The sequence below is a fragment of the Streptomyces sp. M-16 genome, assembly GCF_052114405.1.
Classification (GTDB): Bacteria; Actinomycetota; Actinomycetes; order Streptomycetales; family Streptomycetaceae; genus Streptomyces.
Genome location: NZ_JBFRER010000123.1, coordinates 1 through 23,030, shown reverse-complemented (window position 1 = coordinate 23,030; position 23,030 = coordinate 1). Strand labels below are relative to the sequence as shown.

General features: G+C 75.4%; 21 protein-coding genes. 12 read left to right on the top strand and 9 right to left on the bottom strand.

Features of this window, described 5'->3' with window-relative positions; all coding sequences use genetic code 11:
- The 9 genes from AB4039_RS35340 to AB4039_RS35300 form a co-directional block, all read left to right on the top strand.
- Positions 1 to 1,392 (top strand): YcaO-like family protein (locus AB4039_RS35340; RefSeq protein ID WP_442272676.1); only part of this gene is annotated, 1,392 nt, incomplete at its 5' end.
- On the top strand, positions 1,382 to 3,316 hold the full coding sequence (locus AB4039_RS35335) for a TOMM precursor leader peptide-binding protein (RefSeq protein WP_442272675.1): 1,935 nt from the start codon (positions 1,382 to 1,384) through the stop codon (positions 3,314 to 3,316). The genes AB4039_RS35340 and AB4039_RS35335, both read left to right, overlap by 11 nt.
- Positions 3,317 to 3,365: 49 nt before the next feature.
- Positions 3,366 to 4,910: a SagB family peptide dehydrogenase gene (locus AB4039_RS35330; protein ID WP_442272674.1), complete on the top strand. Its 1,545-nt coding sequence runs from the start codon at positions 3,366 to 3,368 to the stop codon at positions 4,908 to 4,910.
- A gap of 41 nt (positions 4,911 to 4,951) precedes the next feature.
- On the top strand, positions 4,952 to 7,786 hold the full coding sequence (locus tag AB4039_RS35325; RefSeq protein ID WP_266846180.1) for a lantibiotic dehydratase: 2,835 nt from the start codon (positions 4,952 to 4,954) through the stop codon (positions 7,784 to 7,786).
- On the top strand, positions 7,774 to 8,853 hold the full coding sequence (locus AB4039_RS35320; protein ID WP_266846179.1) for a lantibiotic dehydratase C-terminal domain-containing protein: 1,080 nt from the start codon (positions 7,774 to 7,776) through the stop codon (positions 8,851 to 8,853). Before AB4039_RS35325 ends, AB4039_RS35320 begins: the two co-directional genes overlap by 13 nt.
- A 14-nt stretch (positions 8,854 to 8,867) precedes the next feature.
- The gene (locus tag AB4039_RS35315; RefSeq protein WP_442272678.1) at positions 8,868 to 9,956 is read left to right on the top strand and encodes a peptidase M50; all 1,089 of its coding nucleotides are present in this window, start codon (positions 8,868 to 8,870) and stop codon (positions 9,954 to 9,956) included.
- Between the two features lie 76 nt (positions 9,957 to 10,032).
- Positions 10,033 to 11,019 carry an ABC transporter ATP-binding protein gene (locus tag AB4039_RS35310; protein WP_266846178.1) on the top strand — a complete coding sequence of 329 codons (987 nt, stop codon included), beginning with the start codon at positions 10,033 to 10,035 and terminating at the stop codon, positions 11,017 to 11,019.
- Complete coding sequence (locus AB4039_RS35305) at positions 11,016 to 11,771, top strand: ABC transporter permease (protein WP_266846177.1); 756 nt, start codon at positions 11,016 to 11,018, stop codon at positions 11,769 to 11,771. Before AB4039_RS35310 ends, AB4039_RS35305 begins: the two co-directional genes overlap by 4 nt.
- A complete protein-coding gene (locus AB4039_RS35300) occupies positions 11,768 to 13,717 on the top strand; it encodes a TOMM precursor leader peptide-binding protein (RefSeq protein ID WP_266846176.1) in 1,950 nt (649 codons plus the stop codon). Before AB4039_RS35305 ends, AB4039_RS35300 begins: the two co-directional genes overlap by 4 nt.
- An 85-nt stretch (positions 13,718 to 13,802) precedes the next feature.
- On the opposite strand, the gene AB4039_RS35295 is transcribed toward AB4039_RS35300, so the two are convergent.
- Positions 13,803 to 13,976 (bottom strand): thiazolylpeptide-type bacteriocin, encoded by a 174-nt coding sequence (locus AB4039_RS35295; protein WP_007268044.1) that lies wholly within the window; start codon positions 13,974 to 13,976, stop codon positions 13,803 to 13,805.
- A 184-nt stretch (positions 13,977 to 14,160) separates the two neighbouring features.
- On the opposite strand from AB4039_RS35295, the gene AB4039_RS35290 reads away from it, so the two are divergent.
- Entirely contained in the window at positions 14,161 to 15,453 is a 1,293-nt protein-coding gene (locus AB4039_RS35290) for an amidohydrolase (RefSeq protein WP_442272673.1), read from the top strand.
- Between the two features lie 24 nt (positions 15,454 to 15,477).
- Here AB4039_RS35290 and cynS read toward each other — a convergent pair whose 3' ends face one another.
- Both cynS and AB4039_RS35280 read right to left on the bottom strand, forming a co-directional pair.
- A complete protein-coding gene (gene cynS / locus AB4039_RS35285; RefSeq protein ID WP_266846174.1) occupies positions 15,478 to 15,948 on the bottom strand; it encodes a cyanase in 471 nt (156 codons plus the stop codon).
- 71 nt (positions 15,949 to 16,019) lie between these two features.
- Positions 16,020 to 16,625, bottom strand: a complete 606-nt coding sequence (locus AB4039_RS35280; RefSeq protein WP_266846173.1) for a carbonic anhydrase — start codon at positions 16,623 to 16,625, stop codon at positions 16,020 to 16,022.
- A gap of 124 nt (positions 16,626 to 16,749) precedes the next feature.
- Here AB4039_RS35280 and cynR point away from each other — a divergent pair, with 124 nt between their 5' ends.
- The gene (gene cynR / locus AB4039_RS35275; RefSeq protein WP_442272672.1) at positions 16,750 to 17,703 is read left to right on the top strand and encodes a transcriptional regulator CynR; all 954 of its coding nucleotides are present in this window, start codon (positions 16,750 to 16,752) and stop codon (positions 17,701 to 17,703) included.
- Here the strand turns inward: cynR and AB4039_RS35270 are convergent.
- On the bottom strand, positions 17,688 to 18,332 hold the full coding sequence (locus AB4039_RS35270; protein ID WP_266846234.1) for a MerR family transcriptional regulator: 645 nt from the start codon (positions 18,330 to 18,332) through the stop codon (positions 17,688 to 17,690). The two genes, cynR and AB4039_RS35270, sit on opposite strands and share 16 nt — an antisense overlap.
- 148 nt (positions 18,333 to 18,480) lie before the next feature.
- Between AB4039_RS35270 and AB4039_RS35265 the strand changes: the two genes are divergently transcribed.
- Positions 18,481 to 18,714 carry a DUF6296 family protein gene (locus tag AB4039_RS35265; protein ID WP_266846171.1) on the top strand — a complete coding sequence of 78 codons (234 nt, stop codon included), beginning with the start codon at positions 18,481 to 18,483 and terminating at the stop codon, positions 18,712 to 18,714.
- 96 nt (positions 18,715 to 18,810) lie between these two features.
- Here AB4039_RS35265 and AB4039_RS35260 read toward each other — a convergent pair whose 3' ends face one another.
- The 5 genes from AB4039_RS35260 to AB4039_RS35240 all read right to left on the bottom strand — a co-directional run bounded on the left by AB4039_RS35260 (position 18,811) and on the right by AB4039_RS35240 (position 22,923).
- Positions 18,811 to 19,170, bottom strand: coding sequence for a DUF6204 family protein (locus tag AB4039_RS35260; protein ID WP_266846170.1), 360 nt, complete (start codon positions 19,168 to 19,170; stop codon positions 18,811 to 18,813).
- A gap of 90 nt (positions 19,171 to 19,260) precedes the next feature.
- Entirely contained in the window at positions 19,261 to 20,112 is an 852-nt protein-coding gene (locus AB4039_RS35255) for an ATP-binding cassette domain-containing protein (protein ID WP_266846169.1), read from the bottom strand.
- Positions 20,109 to 21,131 (bottom strand): ABC transporter ATP-binding protein, encoded by a 1,023-nt coding sequence (locus AB4039_RS35250; protein ID WP_442272671.1) that lies wholly within the window; start codon positions 21,129 to 21,131, stop codon positions 20,109 to 20,111. The genes AB4039_RS35255 and AB4039_RS35250 overlap by 4 nt, the downstream gene beginning before the upstream one ends.
- A complete protein-coding gene (locus AB4039_RS35245; RefSeq protein WP_266846167.1) occupies positions 21,128 to 22,009 on the bottom strand; it encodes an ABC transporter permease in 882 nt (293 codons plus the stop codon). Before AB4039_RS35245 ends, AB4039_RS35250 begins: the two co-directional genes overlap by 4 nt.
- Positions 22,006 to 22,923, bottom strand: coding sequence for an ABC transporter permease (locus tag AB4039_RS35240; protein ID WP_442272677.1), 918 nt, complete (start codon positions 22,921 to 22,923; stop codon positions 22,006 to 22,008). Before AB4039_RS35240 ends, AB4039_RS35245 begins: the two co-directional genes overlap by 4 nt.
- Positions 22,924 to 23,030 lie beyond the last annotated feature (107 nt).

Here is a 23,030-nt window from a genome sequence, read left to right as displayed (position 1 = left end):
GCGCGCGGTGGCGCCGGCGCGGCCGAGCTGTGGAGCGCGCTGGCGCTGCCGGGCAGCCCCCCGGCCGCGGGGCCGGTGCCGGGGCGGCCGCTGGCCGCGATGCTCGGCAACCTGCTGGGGTACGAGGTGTTCCGCGCGACCTCGGGGACCCTGCCGGCCGAGACCGCCGGGCGGCTGCTCGTCCAGGACATGGCCTCGCTGGACGTGACGGCCGAGCCGCTGTTCCCGCACCCGCGCTGCCCGTTCTGCGCGCAGGAGGAACCTTCCGCGGTGTCCGTGGACCTCGCCGCCGCCGGCCGCTCGGGCACGCCCGCGCTGCCCTCGCTGGAGACGGCCCGGGAGGCGGAGGAGCTCGTCGAGGAGCTGAACCGGCGTTCCGTGGCGGTGCGGCCGTACGCGGGGGTGTTCACCCGGTACGCGGACGAGGAGCTGACGCAGATCCCGCTCAAGCTGGGCGTGGTCGAGCTGGGCATCGGGCACGCCGGGCCGCGCGCGGTGGCCGCCTTCGACATCCACCACGTGGCCGGTGCGCGGATGCGGGCGCTGGACGCGGCGGCGCTGGTGTACGCGGAGCACGTGGTGCCGRCGCGCGGGCTGACCGCGGGCGGCTGGGGCGACGCGGTGACGGCGGCCCGGCTGACGACGGCCTCCGGGATACCGGGTGAGGTGTCCGCGTACCAGCGGGCGGTGTCCCTGCTGACGAAGGAGCCGGCGCTGGTCCCGGCGGGCGCGGTGCGGCCGTTCGGCCCGCACAACGCCGACCGGCTCTTCGAGCGCACCCGTGCCGGGGCGGGGGCCGGCCCCTCYCCCGCCGACGCGGCCGCCGCCGGTCTGCTGTCGGCGCTCGGGCACAGCGCGCTGCTGCGGGCCGTTCGCGGCGCCGCGGCGGCCCCGGTGGCGCTGCCGGGGCCGCAGGAGGGGGAGGACGCCGAACTCGTCTTCCTCGTGCGGTCGGCGGAGCGGCTCGGGCTGGAGCCGGAGGTGCTGGACCTCGGCGAGGGCGCCCGCAGCGGGGTGGAGGTGCTGCTGGCCCGGTCCGGGGAGCACTGGGCGCTGGGCGAGGGGCTGGACCGGCGGTCGGCGGCGGTCGCGGCCCTGCGGGAGCTGCTGGGCGCGGTCCAGTACGCCGCCGATCCGGCGGCCGGGGGACCGGCCGACACGGGCGATCCGCTGCTGCGGGACCTGGACCCGCGGGCGCTGACGGTCTGCGGTGCGGCCCCCGTGCCGGCGGCGGGCCCGGAGACCTCCTGGGACGCGGTGCTGGAGCGGCTGGGCACCGGCGGACGGGACGCGTACGTGGTGGCGACCGGCGCGCCGGAGCTGGCGGGCGCCGGTATCCACACCGTGCGGGTGCTGCTCACGGCGGAGCGGGAGCCCGGCGATGACGCGTGACGCCCCCGCCCGCCGGGTGACGGCCGCCGCCACGGTGGCCGAGGGGCTCGGCCGGGAGGCCGCCGGACGGTTCACGGCCCTGCTGGACCGCGCGCTGACGGCCCTGGACGCTCCCCCTGTGACCCTCACGGCCCTCGGTCTGCGCGACGCCTTCCACGCCCCGGCGCCGGGCGGGGCGGCGCCGGGCGGGGCCGGGGTGCCCGTGAGCCTGTACGGACACCAGGCCGTCGTCGGGCCCGTGGCCGGGGCGGGGCCGGGGTGTGCGCGGTGCCTGGAGCGGCGCTGGCAGGCCGTCCGGTCCGTCGCGCTGCGGGACGCGCTGGAGCTGGGTTCCGGGACGCGGGCGGTGGGCGGGTGGCCGTACGCGCACCCCTTCGCCGCCGACGCCGTCGCCGCGCTGGTGGCGGCGGCCGCCGGGGCCGGTCCGGCGGCGGGCCCGTTCCCCGAGGTGCGGTCGCTCGACCTGCGCACGGGCGCGGTCCGGCGCTACCCGCTGGTGCCCGATCCCGAGTGCCCGGTGTGCGCCACGCCCACCGTGGACGGGCCCGCGCCGCTGGGCCTGGCGCCGGCGCCCAAGTACCGGCCGGGCGCCTTCCGCACCCGTCCCGTGGAGGAGTACGCCATCGAGGTGGCGGCCTTCGCCAATCCGCTGTGCGGGGCGCTGGGGCCCTCCCTGGTGCAGGACGTCTCCTCGACGTCCACCTCGGCCACCATCGGCTGCTTCTCGATGCGTTCGGGAGAGTACCTGCGCGAGACCTTCTGGGGCGGGCACACCGACACCTTCGACCGCAGCGCGCGCGTCGGGGTGCTGGAGGGGCTGGAGCGGTACGCGGGGATGCGCGCCCGTTCGCGGACGACCAGCGTCACCGGCTCGCTCCGGTCGTTCGGCTCCGAGGCCGTGGATCCGCGGGAAGTCGGCCTGTACGGGGCGGAGTTCCACCGGGACAACCCCCGGGTGCGGCCCTTCGACCCGGACCGGGAGATCCCCTGGGTGTGGGGCTGGTCCCTGCGCGACCGGGAGCCGCGCCTGGTGCCCGAGGTCCTGACGTACTACCACGCGCCCGGACTGGAGAACCGGTTCGTCCAGGAGAGCTCGAACGGCTGCGCCTCCGGCGGGAGCCTGGCCGAGGCCTGCTACTTCGGGCTGATGGAGGTCGTGGAGCGGGACGCCTTCCTGCTCGCCTGGTACGGGCGCCAGCCGCTGCCGGAGATCGATCCGGCGACCAGCTCCCGGGCCTCCACCCGGGCGATGGTCGACCGGCTGGCCCTGTACGGGTACCGGGCGCGGTTCTTCGACACGCGGATCAGCTTCCCGATCCCGGTGGTGACCGCCGTCGCGGAGCGCTTCGACGGGGGCACGGGCCGGATGTGCTTCGGGGCGGGGGCCGGGCTGGACCCGGAGTCCGCGCTGGACTCGGCGCTGTGCGAGATCGCCACGGACGCGGTGAACCTGCCCGGCCGCACCGAGCGGGATGCCGACCGGCTGCGTGCGATGGCGGCCGACTTCGACCTGGTCACCGCCCTGCACGACCACCCGCTGGTGTACGGGGTACCGGAGATGGGCCGGCACGCCGACTTCCTGCTGCGCGCCCCCTCCCCCGGGCCGCCGCGTCCGGTGTCGGCGCTGCTGGGCCCCGAGGGGGTGGCGGACGACGTCCGGGAGGACCTGGCGCGGTGCGTCGACGCCGTCGCCGCCCGGGGGTTCGACGTGGTGGTGGTCGACCAGACGATGCCCGAGCAGCGGGCGCTGGGACTGCACACCGTGAGCGTGCTCGTACCCGGGCTGCTGCCGATCGACTTCGGCTGGTCGCGACAGCGGGCCCTGGGCATGCCGCGGCTGCGGACCGCCCTGCGCGCGGCCGGGCTGCGCGAGCGGGACCTGGAGGACTGCGACCTCAACCCGGCCCCGCACCCCTTCCCCTGACCCGGCCGCCGGCACGCTCCGGCACGACCCGACCGACCGAGGAGGACCCGTGGGCTACGCCCATGACTACGCCAGCGCCATCATGCACCGGGGCCGGATCCCCATGGAGCCCGTGGACTTCGTGCCCGACTGGGCCGACCGCCCCCGCAAGGCCAAGTTCTACCCGGAGGCGGAGACCCTGCCGCTGCCGGATCCGGCGGACGGGCCGCGGCCCGCGCCGGGGTTCACCCTGCCGCTGCTCTCCGGGATGCTCCAGGACTCGTACGGGCTGACCGGCCGGCGCCTGGGGGTGCAGGCCAACACCGACCTGACGGCGCTCCCCCACTACACGCAGGCCAACTGGTCCCGGGGCACGGCCTCCGGTGGCGGGCTCTACCCGGTCGGCGTGTACTGGGCCGCCGGGGCGGGCGGCCCCCTCACCCCGGGGGTGTACCACTACGCCCCGCACCAGCACGGGCTGCGCCGGCTGCTGACCGGCGACGTCACCGGTGAGGTCCGCGCGGCGCTCGGGGCCGACCCGGACGGCTGCACGCAGTACCTGGTGCTCGGCGTCAAGTACTGGCAGAACGCCTTCAAGTACAACAGCTTCTCCTTCCACGCGGTGAGCATGGACGTGGGCGCGCTGCTGCAGACCTGGCGGCTGTGGGCACGGGCGTACGGGCTGCGGATCGCGCCCGCGCTGTGGTTCGACGAGGAGCGGCTGGCCCGGCTGCTCGGCGTGGTCGCCGAGGAGGAGGGGATCTTCGCGGTGCTCCCGCTGGAGTGGGAGGGCGACGGGCCCCGGGCGGACGCCGGGGCACCCGCCGCGGCACCCGCCGTCCGCCTCCGTGACAGCGAGCGCTCCCGGACGGTGCTCGGCTTCGAGACGCTGCGCCGGATCCACGGCGCCACGCTGGGCCGGGCGGGCGGCCGGCCGGCTCCGGGCGCGCTGGACGCGGCCGCCGCGTACCCGCCCCGGGGCGGTCAGGGCGTGCCGCTGCCGGTGCCGGACGTCGCCCCGCTGGAGCCGGCGGCGGCGCTGCGGGCGCGGCGCAGCAGCTTCGGCCGGTTCGACGCGAGCCGGCCGGTGACGGCGGGGCAGCTGGCGGCCGCGCTGGCCGACTGCGCGGCCACCCGGGTGGGCAGCGACGCGGAACGGCCCGAGGGGCCGCCGCTCACCTCCCTGTACGCCTTCGTCAACCACGTCGAGGGCATCGCCCCGGGCAGCTACGCCTACGACCCGGCGGCCCACGCGCTGCGCCTGGTGGTGGCCGGGCCGCCCGGCCCCTTCCTCCAGGCCAACTACTTCCTGTCCAACTACAACCTGGAGCAGGCGGCGGCCGTGCTCGTGCCGACCGTGCGGACCACCGCGGTCCTCGACGCGGTCGGCGACCGCGGCTACCGCCTCGTCGGCGCGGCCGTCGGTGCCGTCGCGCAGACCTTCTACGCCTGCGCCGCCGCCCACGGGCTGGGCGCGGGCGTGGCGCTCGGCTTCGACAACGTCTCCTACGCCGAGCGGCTGGGGCTGGAGGACACCGACGAGGCGCCGTTGCTGATCATGCTGCTCGGTCACGAGCGGCCGCGTCCCGCCGACTTCCGCCACGAGATCGCCTGACCGGACGCGAAGTGCCCACCGAGAGAAGCGGAACGATCAGGATGAACACCACCACCCCATGGCGAGCGGGCGACCGCTTCATGCTGCGCGTGGCCGGCCTGCCCCTGACCGCGGCCGACGCGCTGCGCTGCGCGGACACCCGCCGCTGGGCGGACGACGTGCTCACGGCCGAGGACGCGCTGCGGGCGGACGCCCAGTGGCTGAGCGAGGCGCTGCACCGGGCGGTCGGCGCGACCGACCCGGATCCGGGCGGACCGGACGCGGCGGGGCGCCGCGCACTGCTGCGGCTGCGGCGGCAGATCCACAACGGGCGGCCGCCCGCCGACCCCGAGGGCGCGCTGCGCACGCTCGCCGACTTCGGCGGACCGCGGGCGGGCGCCGCCGTGGAGCGGCTCGGCGGCTGGCTGCTGCGCGCGGGCGAACTGGCGAAGCTGCTGGCCGAGGGCGAGGCCCTGCTGGCCGCCGATCTGGGCCGGGGCCGGGCGGCGCTGCGCGAACTGCTGGCGGACGAGCGGCTGCGCCACGGGCTGCTGCTGGCCTCGCCGGTCCTGGAAGGGCAGCTCGACGCGTACGCGGAGGCCACCGCGGACGGCGCGGTGCCGCAGGGCCGGGCCCGCAAGGCCGAGCGCTCGGTGCTCGCGTACCTCTTCCGCACCGCCTGCAAGACCAGCCCCTTCAGCACCTTCACCGGGGTGGCGACGGGGCGGTTCACGGCGGAGGGCGGGCCGGAGGGGATCCGGGTGGAAGACCGGTGGAGCAGCCACGTCCGGCTGAACGTGGTGGTCCTGGCCCGGCTCGCGGAGCTGGTCCTGGCCGATCCGGTGCGCCGCCGGGACCTGCCGCTGCGCCCGGCGCCGGGCTGGGGGCGCGAGGAGGACCGGATCCGCTACGTGCGCCGCTCGGTCACGGCCGGCGACGACTCGGCCGCCGTCACCTTCGACGCGGTCAGGGACCGGCTGTTCTTCCTGCGCCGCAGCGGCACCCTCGACCGGCTGCTCGCCCTGTTCGCGGAGCGGGAGGAGGCCGTCGGGCGGCCGGAGCTGCGCCACCGGGAGCTGGCCGACTGGCTGGCGGCGGAGCACGGGGCGCCGCCGGCGGAGTGCGAGGCGTACATCGCGGCCCTGCTGGAGCTGGGCATGGTGCGCGCGCCGTGCCTGGACACCCAGGTGCACAGCGGGGATCCCGTGCGGTCCTTCCAGGGTGCGCTGCGCGCGCTGGAGCGGCCCTGGGCGGAGGCGCTCGCCGGACTGCTGGAGGAGCCGGCCCGGGTGCTGGAGCGCTATCCGCACGCGGACCGGGCGGAGCGCGCGGAGCTGCTGCGCGCCCTGCGCACCGGGCTGCGCCGGGCGCAGGAGGAGCTGGGCGCGCCCGCGGACGCGGCGCTGCCGCAGACCCTGGTCTACGAGGACGTGAGCGCGGGCCGTGAGCTGCCGGCGCCGGCGCCGGCGTGGGCACGGGAGGGTTCCGGCGGGGGCGCGCTGCGGTCGGTGGAGCGGATCCTGCCGGCCTTCGACCTGACCCTCGCCCAGCGGATCACCTTCGAGGGCTTCTTCACCGCCCGCTACGGACGGGGCGGGCGCTGCGAGGACCTCCTGGGCCTGGTGCACGACTTCCACGAGGACTTCTTCGACCAGTACCTGTCCTTCACCGCGCGGCGCACCCCCTTCGACGCGCGCGGCGAGTACGTGCCGGAGGAGAACTGGCTCGGCCTGCCCGGCATCCGGGCCCTGGACGCGGCCCGGCGCGCCTTCACCGGCCGGATGCGGGAGCACTGGGCGGCGTACGAGGAGCGTGGCGGCGGCGCCGAACTGCGCCTGACCGAGGACGACGTCGAGGCCGTGGCGGGGGAACTGGAGCCGGTGGTGCCCGGTTTCGCGCCGCGCTGCCACCACGTGCAGCTGGCCCGCGACCCGGCCACGGGCGCGGAGCTGACGGTGCTGAACCGCTCCTACGGCGGGCTGTCCTTCCCCTTCAGCCGCTTCACCCACGTCTACGGGGACCAGGACGGCCGGCCGTCCCTCGACGGGCAGTTGCGCGCCACGGCCGCCGCGGTCACCCCGCCGGGCGCGGTGTTCGCCGAGGTCACCGGCGGCCCGGTGACCACCAACCTGAACCTGCACGGACGGCTCACCGACCACGAGATCGTCTGTCCCGGCGAGAGCGGCACCCTGCCGGAGGAACGGCTGCTGCGCCTGGACGACCTGTACGCGCAGCACGTGCCGGAGACGGGCCGGGTGGTGCTGCGGTCGCGGCGCCTGGGCGTGGAGGTGATCCCGGTGTACCTCGGGTACCTGGTGCCGCTCGCGCTGCCCGCCGTACCGCGGACCCTGCTGCTGCTCTCGCCGTCCTCGATGTCCCCGCTGGACGTGTGGGCGGGGGTGCCGGACGCCGTGGCGAACGGCGGGGTGAGCGCGCGTCCGCGAGTGGTGCACGGGGACGTGGTGCTGAGCCGGCGCAGCTGGACCACCACGGCGGGGCAACTGCCCGTCCACGGGGCGCGGGAGGCCGCGCACTTCCTGGAGTGGCAGCGCTGGCGACGGGCCCACGGGCTGCCGGAGCGGGTGTTCGCGACGGTGTCGGCGGGTCCGTCGGCGCTGGGGGCGAAGCCGCAGTACGTGGACTTCGCGAGCCTGCTGTCACTGTCGGCCTTCGAGCCGCTGCTGCGGGAGGGCGGCCACCGGGTGGTCTTCCGCGAGATGCTGCCGGACCCCGGCGCGCTGCACACCTTCTCGGAGCGCGGGGCGCACGTCGCCGAACTCGCCGTCGAGACCTTCACCACGACCGCCCCGGGCACCACGGCCACCCCGTCGGGCCCGCTCTCCCCGATGTCCTCGAACTCCCCGGATCCGGAAGGCGTTGCCAGATGTCAGAGCTGACCCCCACGCGTGGCGCGTGGCAGGCCGTGCACGTCTTCTACGCCGCCAACCCGCAGCCCCTGCTGGTGCGGTGCGTGCGCCCGCTGATCGCCTCGCTCGAAGAGGACGGCCTGCTGGCGGGCCACTTCTTCATCAACTACTGGCTGGAGGGGCCGCACGTGCGGCTGCGGCTGCGCCCGGCGACGCCCGAGGCTGAGCCCGAGGTGCGGCGGCGCACCGAGGAGGCGGTGGCCGCCTTCCTGAAGACCCGGCCGGCGCTGTACGAGGTGGACTCCGGATTCCTCAACGAGTTCTACAACACGCTCTTCGACATCGAGTTCCCCGAGGGCGACCGGGCCGCCTTCATGGGCGCCGACGGCCGGATGAACCTGCGCCCCAACAACTCCTTCTCCTGGGAGCCGTACGAGCCGGAGTTCGGCAAGTACGGCGGTCCGGCCGGGGTCGAGCTCGCCGAATGGCACTTCGCCCGCTCCAGCGATCTGGTCATGGAGGCCCTGGGCTCGATGAACCTGCACCTGCGGACGGTGCTGCTGGGCACGTCGGCGCAGCTGATGATGGTGATGGCGGGGGTGTTCCTGCCCGACCGGGAGGAGCTCGGCGGCTACCTCGACCGTTACTACGAGTTCTGGCACCGGGCCTTCCCGGGCACCGGGTTCATCGGCTCCTCCGAGTACGACCGCACCTACGAACAGACCGCCCCCGGGCTCGCGCGCCGCTTCGCGGGGGTGCTGGCGGCGCTCGGTTCCGGGGAGACCGGCCGGCTGCCCGCCTTCCTCGCCGGCTGGGCCGAGCACTGCCGGGAGCTGCGGCGGCGGGCCGAGGCGCTCGCCGTCGGCGGGGAGCTGGTGTTCCGCTCGTGGGACGGGACCCGCGACGAGCGGGTGACGGATCCGGCGGTGGCGCTGCCTCTGCTGCTCTCCCCCTACATGCACATGACGAACAACCGGCTCCACGTGACCATCCGGGACGAGGCCTACCTCGCGCACCTGCTGGGCCGGGTCCTGCGGGAGGGCGTGCCCGGGGACGCCTCGCCGGACCCGGCCGGGGCGGGGGTGGTCGGGCCGTGAGCACGCCCTCGGGGATGCTGGAGCACCGGCCGGCGCTGCGGCCGGGGATCCTGCTGTCGCCGCCGCTGCTGAACGGCCCGGCCGTGGTGCACCTGGTGAAGGACCCGGTGTCCGGGTCCTCCTTCGAGATCGGGCCCAAGGAGTACTTCCTGGTCTCGCGGCTGGACGGCTCGCGCAGCCTGGCGGAGATCGGCGAGGCCTACGGCCGGGCCTTCGGGCGCCGGCTGGGCGAGCGGAACTGGCAGCAGCTGCTCGGGCTGCTGGGGAGCCGGCGGCTGCTGGCGGGCGGCCCGCTCCCGGAGCCCGCGCCCGGACCGGGGCCGCACCGCACCGGGACCCTGCTGCGCGGGAGCCTGCGGCTGGTCGCGGACGCCGACGCGACGACGGCGCGGCTGCACCGGTTCCTGCGGCCGGTCCTGCGGCCGGTGGCGGTGGGGGTGCTGATCCTCGTATGCCTGGGCATGGAAGGGGTGCTGGCGCTCGCGTCCGGGGAACTCCTGGAGGACCTGTGGTGGTTGCTGTCGCGCCCGGTGCCGCTGCTGGCGGTGGCCACGCTGCTGTGGCTGAGCACCGCCCTGCACGAGTTCGCGCACGGGATCGCCGCCCGGCACGTCGGCGGTACGGTCGGGGAGATCGGGCTGCGCTGGCGGCTTCCGGTCGCGATCATGTACTGCACCGTCGACAACTACCGCTACCTGCGGCGCCGTCGCCAGCAGCTGGCGGTCGCCGGGGCGGGCGCGTTCGCCAACCTGCTGTTCCTGCTGCCGTTCTTCGGCTGGTGGGCCGCCCTGCCCACCGGCGACGCCACCGGGCGGGTGCTGGGCGCGCTGCTGCTGCTCGGCAGCGCCCAGGCCCTGGTCAACCTCGTCCCGCTGCCGCCGCTCGACGGCTACACGCTGCTCGGGCACGCCCTGCGCGTGACCCGGCTGGYGCCCGCCAGCTCGACCTACCTGCGGCTGCGGATGCGCGACCGCGCCGCCGCGGACGCGTACCCGCGCCGGGCCCGGCGGCTCTACCTCGGCTACGGGATCGGCTCGGCCGTGCTGGTCCTGCTCCTGGCCGGGGCCGCGGCCTCCGCCGTGGTCCTCACCGTCCGTACCTGAACCCGTACCCCTTCCTTCCACCCGCTCCGTCTCCGATGCCGATACCGATACCGATACCGAGGGAACCGCACCGCCCATGACAACTGACCGCACCCCACCGCCCGAGGCACCCGTCACGGGCCCCGTCGCCGTCTCCGTCCAGGAGGTCCGCAAGCGCTACGGCGACCGCCAGGCCGTGGACGGCATCTCCCTCGACGTGCGCCGCGGCGAGTTCTTCGGCCTGCTCGGCCCCAACGGAGCGGGCAAGACCACCCTCATCGAGATCGTCGAGGGCCTGCGCCAGGCGGACTCCGGCACGGTGGAGGTCCTGGGCGAACGCCCCTGGCCCCGCAACACCGCGCTGCTGCCGCGGATCGGCGTCCAGACGCAGGCGTCGGCCTTCTTCGTGCGGCAGACGGCGCGCGAGCACCTGGCGACCGTCGCCGGGCTGTACCGCAAGGACGCGGCCGCCGCGGACCGCACCCTGGAGACGGTCGCCCTGACCGAGCAGCGCGACGTCCTCGTCGAGAACCTCTCGGGCGGCCAGCGCCAGCGGCTCGCCATCGCCTCGGCGCTGGTCCACGACCCCGAACTGATCTTCCTGGACGAGCCGACGGCCGCGCTGGACCCGCAGGCCCGCCGCGACCTGTGGGAGGTGCTGCGCGCCCTCAAGGGCGAGGGCCGCACCATCGTCTACACCACCCACCACCTGGACGAGGCCGAGGCCCTGTGCGACCGGGTGGCCATCCTCGTCGCGGGCCGGATCGCCGCCCTCGACTCCCCGCACCGGCTGGTCGCCTCCGCCGGGGCCCCGGCCCGGCTGCTGGTCCCGGCCGGGCGGATCGGCGTCGCGCAGGCCGCCGCCCTGGAGGGGGTGGACCGGGTGAGCGAGCAGGGCGGCTCCCTGGTGCTGGAGACCTCGGCCCCCGGCCGGGTCCTGCAGGCCGTCGACGCCCTCACCGGACTCGACGGGGTGATGACCCGGACGGCCACCCTGGAGGACGTCTACCTGGAACTCACCGGCCACCACCACGGGCCGGACGCCGGCCGCACCCCCGCACACACCACGGAGTCCCGGGCATGAGCGCGTACACGGCACTGACCTCGTCGGGCTACCGGGCCCAGGTCCGGGACAAGGCCACCCTCTTCTTCACCTTCGCCTTCCCCCTCCTCTTCCTCGTCGTCTTCGGCCTGATCTTCAGCGGTCAGGACGTGGAGGAGAGCGGGCGCCCCTACATCTCGTACATCGCGCCGGGGGTGATGTCCTGGGGCGTCGCCAACGCCGCCGTCTTCGGGATCGCCTTCACCCTGATGCAGTGGCGGCGCGACGACCTGCTGCGGCTGATCCGCCTCACACCGACGCCGCTGACCACCGTGCTGGCCTCCCGCTACGTCCTGGCCGTGGTCGTGGGCGTCGTACAGGCGGCGGTGTTCATAGCCGTGGCCATGCTGCCCGGCTTCGGGCTGGTGCTGGACGGCCGCTGGCCGCTGGTGCTGCCGGCGCTGGTGGCCGGAATCACCGCCTTCATGGCGATCGGCGTGATCGTCGGGAACTTCGCCAACACCCCCGAGGCCGTCGCCGCGATCGCCAACTGCCTGATGGTGCCGATGGCGTTCCTGTCCGGGTCCTTCCTGCCGCTCGACATGATGCCGGGCTGGCTGCGGTCGGTCTCCCGGGTACTGCCCCTGCGCTATCTCAACGACGCGGCCACGGGCGCGCTGACCGGTTCGGGCTCGCTCGCCACCATCGGGACCGGGTGCGCCGCGCTGTGCGGGTTCGCCCTGCTGTTCGGCGGGATCGGGCTCAAGACCTTCCGCTGGAGCAACCAGTCATGACCACGACGAGAGCCGTACGGGCCGGGGTCCCGGCGGGCGCCCCGATGGAAGCGGCCCGGCGCGCGCTGGAGGGGGCCCTCGGCGGCGCGGGCACGGGGCCCGCCGTCGTCACCCTGGGCGTGCACGACGCCCTCGGACCGCGCGCCGCCGACCCGTTCGCGACGGTCCGGCCGGGCGCCACGGTCCACCTCAGCGCCCGGGCCGTACTGGTCGGCCCGTGGGGCGGCGACGGCACCGCACCCGCCTGCGGGCAGTGCCTGGCGATGCGCTGGCAGCGGCTGCGCAGCCGCAGCGAACGGGACGCCCTGGAGACCGGCGGCGGCCCGGTCACCACCGTGGCGGCGAACTGGCCGCGGCTGTCCCCGTACGTGCTCGACGCGGTCGCCGCCCTGCACGCGGCCGTGGCGGGCGGGGAGGCGGGCGCGCCCGGCCCGTCGCCGGCCGACCGGGCCCTGCCCCAGGTCTCCCGGCTGGACCTGGAGACCCTCCAGGTGCGCACGTACCCGCTGGCCGCCGACCCGCTGTGCCCGGACTGCGGCCCGCGCGGCACCGACGCCCCGCGGCCCTTCACCCCCCGCTCGCGGCCCAAACCCCACCCGGGGGCGCAGCGGCTGCGCGCGGCGTCCTCGTACCCGGTGCCGCACCAGGCGCTGGCCAACCCGGTGACGGGGGTGCTGGGCGCGGGCACCTGGACCAACGTGACCTCGCCGACCACCGCGCCCGTCGCGGGCAGCGTCTTCATGCGCGGCTACGCCGGGCTGACGGACGTCACCTGGAGCGGGCAGGCCAACAGCTTCTCCGCCAGCCGCGACCTGGCCTTCCTGGAGGGCCTGGAGCGGTACGCGGGCACGCACCGGCGCACCGGCGCCACCGAGGTCCTCACCGCCCCGTACGCGGAACTGGGCGAGCGCGCCCTGGACCCGGCGCTCTGCGGGTTCTACCCCGAGGCGACCTACCGCGACGATCCGCTGGTCTCGCCCTTCGACCCGCGGCGGCCCATCCCCTGGGTGTACGGGCATTCGCTGCGCGACGACCGCCCGGTGCTGGTCCCGGCCCGCCTGGCGTACTACAGCGCGGGCCTCGCGGCCGACAACTTCGTCTTCGAGTGCTCCAACGGCTGCGCGATCGGCGGTTCTCCCGAGGAGGCCCTGCTCGGCGCGCTGCTGGAGCTGATCGAGCGGGACGCCTTCCTCCTCGCCTGGTACGGCGGGCTGCGGCTGACGGAGATCGACCTGGCGTCCGTGCCGGGGCCGGCGGTGCGGACGATGGTGGACCGGGCCGCCCTGCAGGGGTACGACGTGCACGCCTTCGACAACCGGATCGACCTGGCGGTGCCGGTGGTGACGGGCCTCGCGGTGCGGCGCGACGGCGGGCCGGGGCTGTACTCCTTCGGCGCGGGCGCCGCGCTGGATCCGGCGGCGGCGGTGGAGGCCGCCCTGTCGGAGGTGCTCACCTACATCCCGCACCTGCCCGGCCAGGTGGCGGGGCGGCAGGCCGAACTGGAGGCGATGACCCGGGACTTCTCCCTGGTCAAGCACCTCAAGGACCACGCCCAGCTGTACGGGCTGCCCGCGATGTCCCCGTACGTGCGCCCGTACCGGGAGCCGCTCGCCGTGCGGCCGGTGGACGGGCTGTACGGGGAGTGGGAGGAGCGGGGGCGCCCGCGGACGGGCGATCTGCGGGACGACCTGATGCTGTGCGTGGGCGAACTCACCTCCGCCGGGCACGATGTGATCGTCGTCGACCAGACGACTCCGGAGCAGCGCCGGGCGGGGCTGAGCACGGTGTGCGCGATCGTCCCGGGGCTGCTGCCGATCGACTTCGGCTGGTCGCGCCAGCGGGCCCCGTACATGCCGCGGATGCGGACGGCGGCCGTGCGCGCCGGGCTGCGTCGGGAGCCGCTGACGGAGGCGGAGGTCCGGCTGGTGCCGCACCCCTTCCCCTGAGGGGGCCGGCCCCGCGCGCCGGATGCCCCGGCCCCCTCGGGAGAGGGGGCCGGGGCATCGGTGTGCACGGCCTGCTGAGCTCGGGTCAGGCGCTGCAGGAGGTGGTGCTGGTGGTGGAGGAACAGGTCGAGGTGGAGCTGCAGCTGGTGGAACCGGCGAGCACGACCTCGCTGGCGTCCGAGTAGTCCGAGATCTCGAAGGTCTCCGACTCCAGCTCCAGGATCTCGTCGGCGAGCGAGGCCAGCGGCGACTTCTCCATGGGGACTCCTTCTATTGGTGCGGTCACTGGGTGCGCGACCACGGGACGGCCGTCTCCGTGCGGTGCACCTCCAGGAGAACCGCCCGCACCGTCATGTCACGTGTCCCCCTTCTGACATTCCTCTGACAGAAGGTGTCAGCGGCCTGACAGACCCGGCCGGATCCGGTGGCCGATCATGGGCTCCATGACCGCGACCGTCCCGGCCTCCACCCCCGCTTCCGCCTCCACCCCCGCTTCCGCCTCCTCCCCCGGCCCCGCCTCCGCCGTGCTCTCGGCGCTCCCCCCGCTGCTGCGGCCGCTGACCACCCTCTACCTCGACCTGCACCGGCACCCGGAGCTGTCGGGCGGGGAACGGCGCACGGCGGGCCACTTCGCCGACTGGCTGGAGTCCGCCGGGTACGCGACCACGCGCGGGATCGGCGGGCACGGCGTGGCCGGGGTGCTGCGGCGGGGCGGGGGCCCGACCGTGGTGCTGCGCGCCGAGCTGGACGCGCTGCCGGTCCGGGAGACCACCGGGCTGCCGTACGCGAGCGAGGGGCCGGTGGCGCACGCCTGCGGGCACGACCTGCACCTGGCCGCGGCCGCCGGGGCCGCCTCCGTGCTGGCGGGCGCCGCCCCGGAGGCCTGGCGGGGCACGCTGGTGGTGGTGGGCCAGCCCGCGGAGGAGACGCTGGAGGGGGCCGCGGCGATGCTCGCCGACGGGCTGTACGAGCGCGTCGGCCGCCCGGACACGGTCCTCGCGCAGCACGCCGCGCCGCTCCCGGCCGGGATGGTGGCGCACGGGTACGGGCCGATGACGGCGGGCAGCGTCACCTTCCGGGTCGTGGTGCACGGCCGGGGCGGGCACGCGGGCGCCCCGCACCTGGCGGTGGACCCGGTGGTGACGGCGGCCCACGTGGTGACCCGGCTGCAGACGGTGGTGGCGCGGGAGGCGGCGCCCTCGGAGCAGGTGGCCGTCACCGTGGGCTCGTTCCGGGCGGGCGAGCGCGCCAACGTGGTGCCGGAGCGGGCCGAGCTGGGGATCACCGTGCGGGCCGCGGGCGGGGCGGCGCTCGCGCGGGCCGCGGCCGGCGTGGAACGGATCGTCCGCGCGGAGTGCGCGGCTTCCGGCTGCCCCCGCGAACCGGAGATCGTCCGCGAGCGCGAGTCTCCCGTCACCCACCCCGATCCGGCGACGACGGGGGTGGTGCGGGAGGCGCACGCGGCGCACTTCGGGGCGGAGCGGGTGGCGATGTGGCCGCCGTCGCTCGCCACGGAGGACTTCGGGCTGTTCGGCGACGCGGGGCGGTCGGTGCACGGGGCGGAGGGGGTACGGCTCGCCTACTGGATGCTGGGTGTGGTCGGCCCCGCCGCGAAGCTGGCCGCGCTCCCGGCCAATCACGCGCCGGACTTCGCGCCCGACGTGCGCACGGCGCTGCCGGCGGGGGTGGGCGCGCTCACCGCGGCGGCGCTGGCCTGCCTGAACCCGCGCCGGTGAGCGGACCGGCCCCGGCGGCCGGGGTCAGAAGGGCCTGGTCGGGAGGTACTTGCCGTCGAGGGTGATGACGGCGCGCTCGCCGCCGTCGGGGTCGGCGACCTTCCGCACGTCGAGGCGGAAGTTGATGGCGCTGATGATGCCGTCGCCGAACTCCTCGTGGACCAGGGCCTTGAGGGTGGTGCCGTAGACCTGGAGCATCTCGTGGAAGCGGTAGATCGTCGGGTCGGTGGGGACCGAGCCGGGGATCGAGCCCCGGGTGGGGATGGTCTGCAGCCACATCGCGGCGTCCTCGTCGAGGCCGAGGAGTTCGGCGACGGCCTTGGCGGCGGGCTCGGGCAGCGGGTGCTGGCCGAGGACGGCGGCGGTGACGAAGGCCACGGACAGGCCGGTGACGTCGGCGATCTGGCGCCAGGTCAGGTTCTTGCGGACCTTGGCCTCGACGGCCGCGTCGGCGAGGCGCTCACGGACGGCGGGGGCGAACTGGGCGTGCACCATGGGAAGGGTTCCTTTCGGAGGAGGAAGGGGTTCGGGGCGGGGAAGGCCGCCGGGAGGGTGGCGGGCGGGGCTCAGGCCGCGAGGGGGACGGTGCCGCCGGTGCTCTCGATCTCCTCGACGGCGCCGGAGGGGATGTCGTAGACCCAGCCGCGCAGGACCAGCGACCGGGCGGCGAGGGCACGGGCCACCGGAGGGTGGGTGGCGAGGTTCGCCAGCTGGGCCCGTACGTTCTCCCGTACCAGCGCGTCCAGGGGGTACGGGCCGCCGTCGGCCGGGGCGGTGCGGGCGAGGGCGGCGTCCGCGTGGCGGAGCCAGCCGGCCACCGCCGGGAGGGAGCCGAGGTCGTGGCGCTCGGCGAGCGCGGTCATCGCGCCGCAGGCGGAGTGGCCGCAGACCACGATGTCGGTGACGCCGAGGACGGCGACGGCGTACTCGACGCCGGCCGCCACCCCGTCCGGACCCGGGGTGTGCGCGGGGACGAGGTTGCCCGCGGTCCGGACGACGAACAGCTCGCCCGGCTCGCTCTGGGTGATCAGCTCGGGAACCACGCGGGCATCGGAGCAGCTGATGAACAGGGTCCGCGGTCGGTGGGTCGCGGCGAGGCCGGCGAAGAGCTCCGCCTTGGCGGGGAAGACGTCGTGGCGGAACCGCTCGACGCCCTCGGTGAGGTCGTGCATGGTCACTCCCGTTCTCTGGGGTCCACCCCCGTGGGGCTGACGAGTTCCACCATGCATGACCTGCGGCCATAGCGTCCAAGAGCGATATTCGATGACTCTCATCGATGTCATCTATAGTCGGTCCATGGCTTTGGAACTGCGTCACCTGCGCTACCTGCTCGCGGTCGCCGAGCACAGCAGCTTCACGCGCGCCGCCGAGGAGCTGCGGATCTCCCAGCCCACCTTGTCCCAGCAGGTCAAGCAGCTGGAGCGGACGGTGGGCGTGCAGCTCCTGGACCGCAGCGGACGCGCGGTGCGCCTCACGGACGCCGGAGCGGTCTACGCGGAGCACGCCCGCCGGGCGCTGCGGGACCTCGCGACGGCCGAGCGGGCGGTCCACGACCTCTCCGACCTCAGCCGCGGCCACCTGCGGCTGGCCCTCACCCCCACCTTCACGGCCTACCTCCTCGGCCCGCTGCTCGCCGCCTTCCACACGGCGCACCCCGGCATCACGGTGGAGGTGCGTGAGATGTCCCAGGACCRCATCGAGGCCGCGCTGCTGGCCGACGACACCGACCTCGGCATCGCCTTCCGGGGCGTCCACCTGCCGGGGATCGCCGCGACCGGGCTGTTCACCGAGACCCTGGGCCTGGTGGTGGGCGGCCGCGGTACGGCCCCCACGGCGCCGGAGCCGGAGCCGGATCCGCTGCCGGTGTCGGCCCTGGCGGACCGCCGGCTGGCGCTGCTGAGCGGGGACTTCGCGACCCGGGAACACATCGACGCCTACCTCGCGGTGCACGGGGTCAGGCCGCGGGTCGCGGTGGAGGCCGGCTCCGTCCAGGCGCTGACCGAGCTCGTGCAGCGGACCGGCCTGGCCACCGTCCTGCCCGACGCCGTCACCGACGACCATCCGCGCCTGACCCCGGTCCGGCTGGTGCCGCCGCTGCCGCCGCGCACGGTGAGCCTGCTGCGGCGCGACGGCGCGTACCGGAGCGCCGCGGCCCGGGCCTTCACCGCGCTGGCCCGGGAGGTGACCGTCGCCCGGGGGTACGCCGCGCCGGGGGGAACGGAGACCGTACGGGGTCAGGAGAGCCCGTAGCGACGGGCCGACTCCTCCTCCTGCGCCAGCCGGTGCATGGCCTTGAGCACCGGCTCGAAGAGGACGGCGGCGGCGACCGCCGCCTCCACCCTCTCCGCCTCCGAGGGGTAATCCTCCATGTTGTCGAGGTCGTGGACGGCGACCTGGTGCATCAGACGGGCGTAGGGCGCCAGCATCCGCGCGTCCCAGCGGTAGCCGAGGCGGATGAGCGAGGCCACCGCCAGCACCAGGGAGCGGTGGTCCGGCGAGAGGGGGGCCAGTTCCCGGGCGGTCGACCAGCCCAGCTCCTCCAGCAGCCGGTCCACCTCGGCGCGGGCCGTCACCACGGCGTCGTCCTCCTCGTCCGGCTCCGGTACGCGCGGCAGCGCCCACAGGGCCGCTCCCGTGCGGATCGTCCGGCCCAGCGAGTCGTCGTCGACGTGACGGAGCACCTCGCGGGCCGTCGCCACGGGCACGCCGCCGACCTGGATCAGCGTGCGCACCAGGCGCAGCCGGCGCAGGTGCGTTTCGTCGTAGTCGGCCGTCGTCGCGCTGATCCTGTGTCCGGGCGGCAGCAGGCCCTCGCGCAGGTAGTACTTGATGGTCGCGGTGGAGACCCCACTGCGCTCGCTCAGCTCCGCCAGCCGCACCCCTTGCCGCCCTTCATTGGAGAGCGCCACTATCTCATCGCCCGCCACCCCCACGAACGCAAAACGGAGGCAAAGCCACCGGGCGGGCCGGGCCGGGTCGGCTCACGATGGGAGGGTGTGGGGGTCGGATAGCGACGGGAGTGCGTACATGAGCGGCAGGCGGTACGAGCTGGTCTTCCCCTCCACCGACGGGACGGGCGAGGACGTCGTGGTGGTGGACCGCACCGACTCCGCGGGGCCGGGCGGCCACCCGGTGTACGCCGACGCCACCGGCATCGTCCGCGCGGAGATCAGCGACCGGGGCGAGGTGCGCATCCTCCCCTCGGGCGGTCACCAGGTCCCCGCACACCCGCTAGAGGCCCGCCCGCTGCCCGACGTGTGACCGGCCCGCGGACCCGTCCGGCCGATCGACGGCGAGCTTGCCCGGGCGGTCGACGGCCGGGCAGTCGATGGCCGGGCGGTCGACGGCCCCGGGTGTTCAGGAGTTCGCGCGGGCCGCCGCCTGGCGCTGGCGCTTGCTCTGCTTGGCCAGCGAGAGGTCCTCGGCGGTGCAGCGCAGCCGCTTGAAGCCGTAGCCGCGCTCCGTCAGCCAGCTCTCGGCGGCCAGTTCGGCGCGGGCGGCGGCTTCGAGGATGTCCTCCTCCGCCTCCCCGGAGTCGAGGAAGCGGAAGGCGAAGGAGTTGCGGGCGGCCAGCTCGTAGGTGAGGTTCCCCTCGGTGGTGAACGAGGCGCGCAGTACGTCGTGTGCGGGGGCCGCGGCCGTCAGCTCGGCGTGCTGTTCGACGGTGAGACCGTCGAAGAAGCCGCGGACGGTGACACGGAAGGTGCGGGTGCTCATCGTGTCACCGTAGACCGGGCCGCCCGGGCGGCGCACCGCAATTTCGGCGGTCGCCGGGGGCGGCCCGGACGGCCGCGCGTGCGGTCGGGTTCACGTGTCGAGGGGGGCTCCGAGGGGGTCGAGGGCGCGGCGCCGGCGGCTGATGGAGTCGGGGTCCCAGCCGGGGTGGGGGACGGAGGCCAGGAGCAGCCGGGTGTACGGATGGCGCGGGGTGGTGAGCAGTTCGGCGACGGGCCGGTGTTCCATGGTCCGGCCCCGGTACATGACGAGGGCCTCGTCGCAGACGTAGCGGACCACGGCCAGGTCGTGGCTGACGAAGACCAGGCCGATGCCGGTGTCGCGGCGGATGTCGGCGAGCAGGTTGAGGACCTGGGCCTGCACCGACACGTCCAGGGCGGACACGGCTTCGTCGAGGACGAGCACGGCCGGTTCGACGGCCAGGGCGCGGGCGATCGCGGCGCGCTGGCGCTGGCCGCCGGAGAGGTGTCGGGGCAGGGCCGCCGCTTCCCGGTCGCCGAGCCCGACCCGGGCGAGGAGCGCCCGGACGCGGGTGGCGCGCTCCGCCGGGTCGCGGGTTCCGTGCAGCCGGAGCACCCCGTCGAGGGTGTCCGCGATCGTGATCCGGGCGTCGAGCGAGAGGTAGGGGTCCTGGAAGACGATCTGCACGGCCTTGGCGCGCGCCAGCCGGGCCGCCCTGCCGCGTACGGACGCGGCCAGGGGGCGGCCCTGGACGTGGATCTCCCCGGAGTCGGGGCGTTCCAGGCCGATCAGCATCCGGGCGGTGGTGCTCTTCCCCGACCCGGACTCCCCGACGATGCCGAGGGCGCCGCCGTGGCGCAGCGTGAAGGACAGGCCGTCTACGGCGACGACCTCGGCGGCGCCGCTCCCGTAGGTCTTGCGCAGGCCGTCGACCCGCAGGAGCGGGGGCTGGTCGGTGGTCACCTGACCTCCTGGTTCCGGTTGGGTTGGTGGTCGCCGTGCTGGTCGCGGTGCGGTGTGAGGGTGAGTTCGCCGGCACGGTGGCAGGCGACACGGGCCGGCCCGTGCTCTTGCAACGGGGGCGGTGACTGGTCGCAGCGGCCCGGTTCGGCGAAGCGGCAGCGCGGGGCGAAGGCGCAGCCGGTGGCGGATTCGAGCAGCCCCATGGGGGCGCCGGGGATGGGGACGAGCCGCTCGGGCGCCTTGCCGTCCAACGGCGGGGAGGAGGCGAGCAGTCCGGCGGTGTACGGGTGCCGGGGCGTGGTGAAGAGGTCTCCCACGGGGGCGGTCTCGACGATGCGGCCCGCGTACATCACGTAGATCCGGTCGCTGACGGAGGCGGCGAGTTCGATGTCGTGGGTGATCAGGAGCAGGCCCAGGCCGCGTTCGCGCCGCAGCCGGCCGAGGACGGCGAGGATCTCCGCCTGGGTGCTGACGTCGAGGGCGGTGGTCGGCTCGTCGCACAGCAGCAGGCGGGGTTCGGCGGTCAGGGCGGCGGCGATCACGACGCGCTGGAGCATGCCGCCGGAGAGCTCGTGCGGGTACTGGTCCAGGTGGCGGACGGGATCGGGGAGGCCGACCGCGCCGAGCAGTTCGGCGGCCCGGGCACGGGCCCGGTCCCGGGTCCAGCCGTGGACCAGGCGCAGGGACTCGGTGAGGAAGTCCCCGACGCGGCGGACGGGGTTGATCGCGGCGCGGGGGTCCTGGTAGATCATCGCCGCCGTGTCGGTGCGCACCTCGCGCAGGCTCGCGGCGCCGGCTCCGACGAGGTCGGTGCCGTCGACGAGGACCCGGCCTGCGATCCGGGCGCCCTCGGGGAAGAGGCCGAGGGCGGCGCGGGCGGTGACGGACTTGCCGGAGCCGGATTCGCCGACCAGCGCGACGGCCTCGCCGGCCGCGACGGTGAGGCCGATGCCGTCGAGGACGGGGCGGGCCGTGCCGGGCAGGGTGACGCTGAGGTCTTCGTACCGGAGCAGGGTCATCGGGGGTCCCTTCCCGCGATCGTGTCGGCGAGGCTCTCCCCGACGACGGTGAAGGCGACGACCACGACGACGACCGCGACGGCCGGGACGATCGCGGACAGCGGCTGTCCCTGGAGCACGGCGGCCTGCCCCTGGTTGATCATGGCGCCCCAGTCGGGTGTCGGCGGCTGGACGCCGAGGCCGAGGAAGGAGAGGGCTGCGAGGTCGAGCAGGGCGTAGCCGAAGTTCACCGTCGCCTGGGCGAGCAGCGTCGGGGCGATGTTGGGGAGCATCCGGCGGACCGTCACGAACACGGCGGAGTGGCCCTGGACGGTGTAGGCGGCGATGTAGGGGCGGGCCTTCTCCTGGAGGGCCAGGCCCCGGACGAGGCGTGCGGTGTACGGCATGTAGGCGACGGCCATGGCGAGCACGGGGGCGGTCATGCCCTTGCCGAAGAGGGCGACCGCGAGGATCGCGAGCAGCAGGGCGGGGAAGGCGAACAGCACGTCGAGCACGCGTCCGGCGAGGGCGTCGGTCCGGCCGCCGCGCCACGCGGTGAACAGGCCGACGGCGACGCCGATGACGGTGGAGAACACCACGACGGTGAGCGGCCCGACCAGACTGGTCCGGGTGCCGACGAGGAGGGCCGACAGGGTGTCGTGGCCGCCCTGGTCGGTGCCCAGCCAGTGCCCGGCGCCGGGCCCGAGGAGGGTGTCCCCGAGGCTGCCGAAGGTGGGGTCCTGCGGTGCGATCCAGGGCGCCGCCGCGGCGGCCAGGACGAACAGGACGAGGAGGAACAGGCAGGTCCGCTGGAGCGGGCTGCCGCCGAGGGCCCGCAGCCGGGTGAGGCGGGCGGGGCGCGAGAGGCGCGCGGTGGCGGCCTGGGTGTCGGGGGTCATCGGGCACTCCCCCCGGCCGCGGTGCGCGGGTCGATCAGCGGGTGCAGGAGGTCCACGAGGGCGTTGACCACGACGAACGCGGCCACGACCAGCAGCACGATCGCCTGGACGACCTGGAAGTCGAGCTGGTCGACGCTCTGGACGAGCAGGGAGCCCACGCCCGACATGCCGAAGGCGGTCTCGACGATGGCGGTGCTGACGAGCATGCCCGAGACGAGGAGCGCGGAGACGGTGACGATGGGGCCCATCGCGTTGCGCAGGACGTGGCGCCGGATCACGGTCCGCCGGGGGGTGCCCCGGCTGAGCGCGACCTCGACGTGTTCGCGGCGCAGTTCGTCGAGCATCGCCGAGCGGGTCACCCGGGTCACCAGGGCCGTGAAGGTCACGGCCAGGGCGACCGCCGGCAGGAGGACGTGGTGCAGCCGGTCGAGCACCCCGCTGCCGTTGCCGATGGTCGGGAACCAGCCCAGGCGGACTCCGAGGAGGGAGCGCAGGAGCAGGGCGACGACGAAGGCGGGTGCGGCCGCGCCGATCGTGACCAGCAGCATCAGGGTCCGGTCGGTACGGGTGCCGCGGCGCAGCGCTCCGACGATCCCCGCGCCGACGCCCACGACGGCGATCATCAGGGCCGAGGTGGCGACGAGGAGCAGGGAGGAGGGCAGCCGGGACCAGATGACCGCTGAGACGTCCTGGTGGAAGAGGTGGGAGCGGCCGAAGTCCCCCTGGACGACGCCTTCGAGCCAGTGCCCGTAGCGCAGCAGGAAGGGCTGGTCGAAGCCGTACTGGTGGCGCAGTTCGGCGAGTTGTTCGGGACCGGGGCTGCGCCCGCGCACCAGGAAGGAGACCGGGTCGCCGGGCGCGAGGTAGAGGGAGGAGAACACCAGGAAGGAGGTGACCAGGAGGGTCGCGGCCATCCCGGCGAGCCTGCGCAGGACCCGCCCGGCCCGGGCGAGGACGGCCGGAGCGGGGGCGGGGACGGCCGGGGCGGGGACGGCCGGGGCGGGGACGGCCGGGGCGGGGA

Excerpts from the sequence above, each read along its gene's own strand:
- AB4039_RS35335 (WP_442272675.1), top strand. The coding sequence starts at position 1,382 with ATGACGCGTGACGCCCCCGCCCGCCGGGTGACGGCCGCCGCCACGGTG.
- AB4039_RS35325 (WP_266846180.1), top strand. The coding sequence starts at position 4,952 with ATGAACACCACCACCCCATGGCGAGCGGGCGACCGCTTCATGCTGCGC.
- AB4039_RS35320 (WP_266846179.1), top strand. The coding sequence starts at position 7,774 with ATGTCAGAGCTGACCCCCACGCGTGGCGCGTGGCAGGCCGTGCACGTC.
- AB4039_RS35310 (WP_266846178.1), top strand. The coding sequence starts at position 10,033 with ATGACAACTGACCGCACCCCACCGCCCGAGGCACCCGTCACGGGCCCC.
- AB4039_RS35305 (WP_266846177.1), top strand. The coding sequence starts at position 11,016 with ATGAGCGCGTACACGGCACTGACCTCGTCGGGCTACCGGGCCCAGGTC.
- AB4039_RS35300 (WP_266846176.1), top strand. The coding sequence starts at position 11,768 with ATGACCACGACGAGAGCCGTACGGGCCGGGGTCCCGGCGGGCGCCCCG.
- AB4039_RS35295 (WP_007268044.1), bottom strand. The coding sequence starts at position 13,976 with ATGGAGAAGTCGCCGCTGGCCTCGCTCGCCGACGAGATCCTGGAGCTG.
- AB4039_RS35290 (WP_442272673.1), top strand. The coding sequence starts at position 14,161 with ATGACCGCGACCGTCCCGGCCTCCACCCCCGCTTCCGCCTCCACCCCC.
- cynS (WP_266846174.1), bottom strand. The coding sequence starts at position 15,948 with ATGGTGCACGCCCAGTTCGCCCCCGCCGTCCGTGAGCGCCTCGCCGAC.
- AB4039_RS35280 (WP_266846173.1), bottom strand. The coding sequence starts at position 16,625 with ATGCACGACCTCACCGAGGGCGTCGAGCGGTTCCGCCACGACGTCTTC.
- AB4039_RS35265 (WP_266846171.1), top strand. The coding sequence starts at position 18,481 with ATGAGCGGCAGGCGGTACGAGCTGGTCTTCCCCTCCACCGACGGGACG.
- AB4039_RS35260 (WP_266846170.1), bottom strand. The coding sequence starts at position 19,170 with ATGAGCACCCGCACCTTCCGTGTCACCGTCCGCGGCTTCTTCGACGGT.
- AB4039_RS35250 (WP_442272671.1), bottom strand. The coding sequence starts at position 21,131 with ATGACCCTGCTCCGGTACGAAGACCTCAGCGTCACCCTGCCCGGCACG.
- AB4039_RS35245 (WP_266846167.1), bottom strand. The coding sequence starts at position 22,009 with ATGACCCCCGACACCCAGGCCGCCACCGCGCGCCTCTCGCGCCCCGCC.
- AB4039_RS35240 (WP_442272677.1), bottom strand. The coding sequence starts at position 22,923 with ATGGCCGCGACCCTCCTGGTCACCTCCTTCCTGGTGTTCTCCTCCCTC.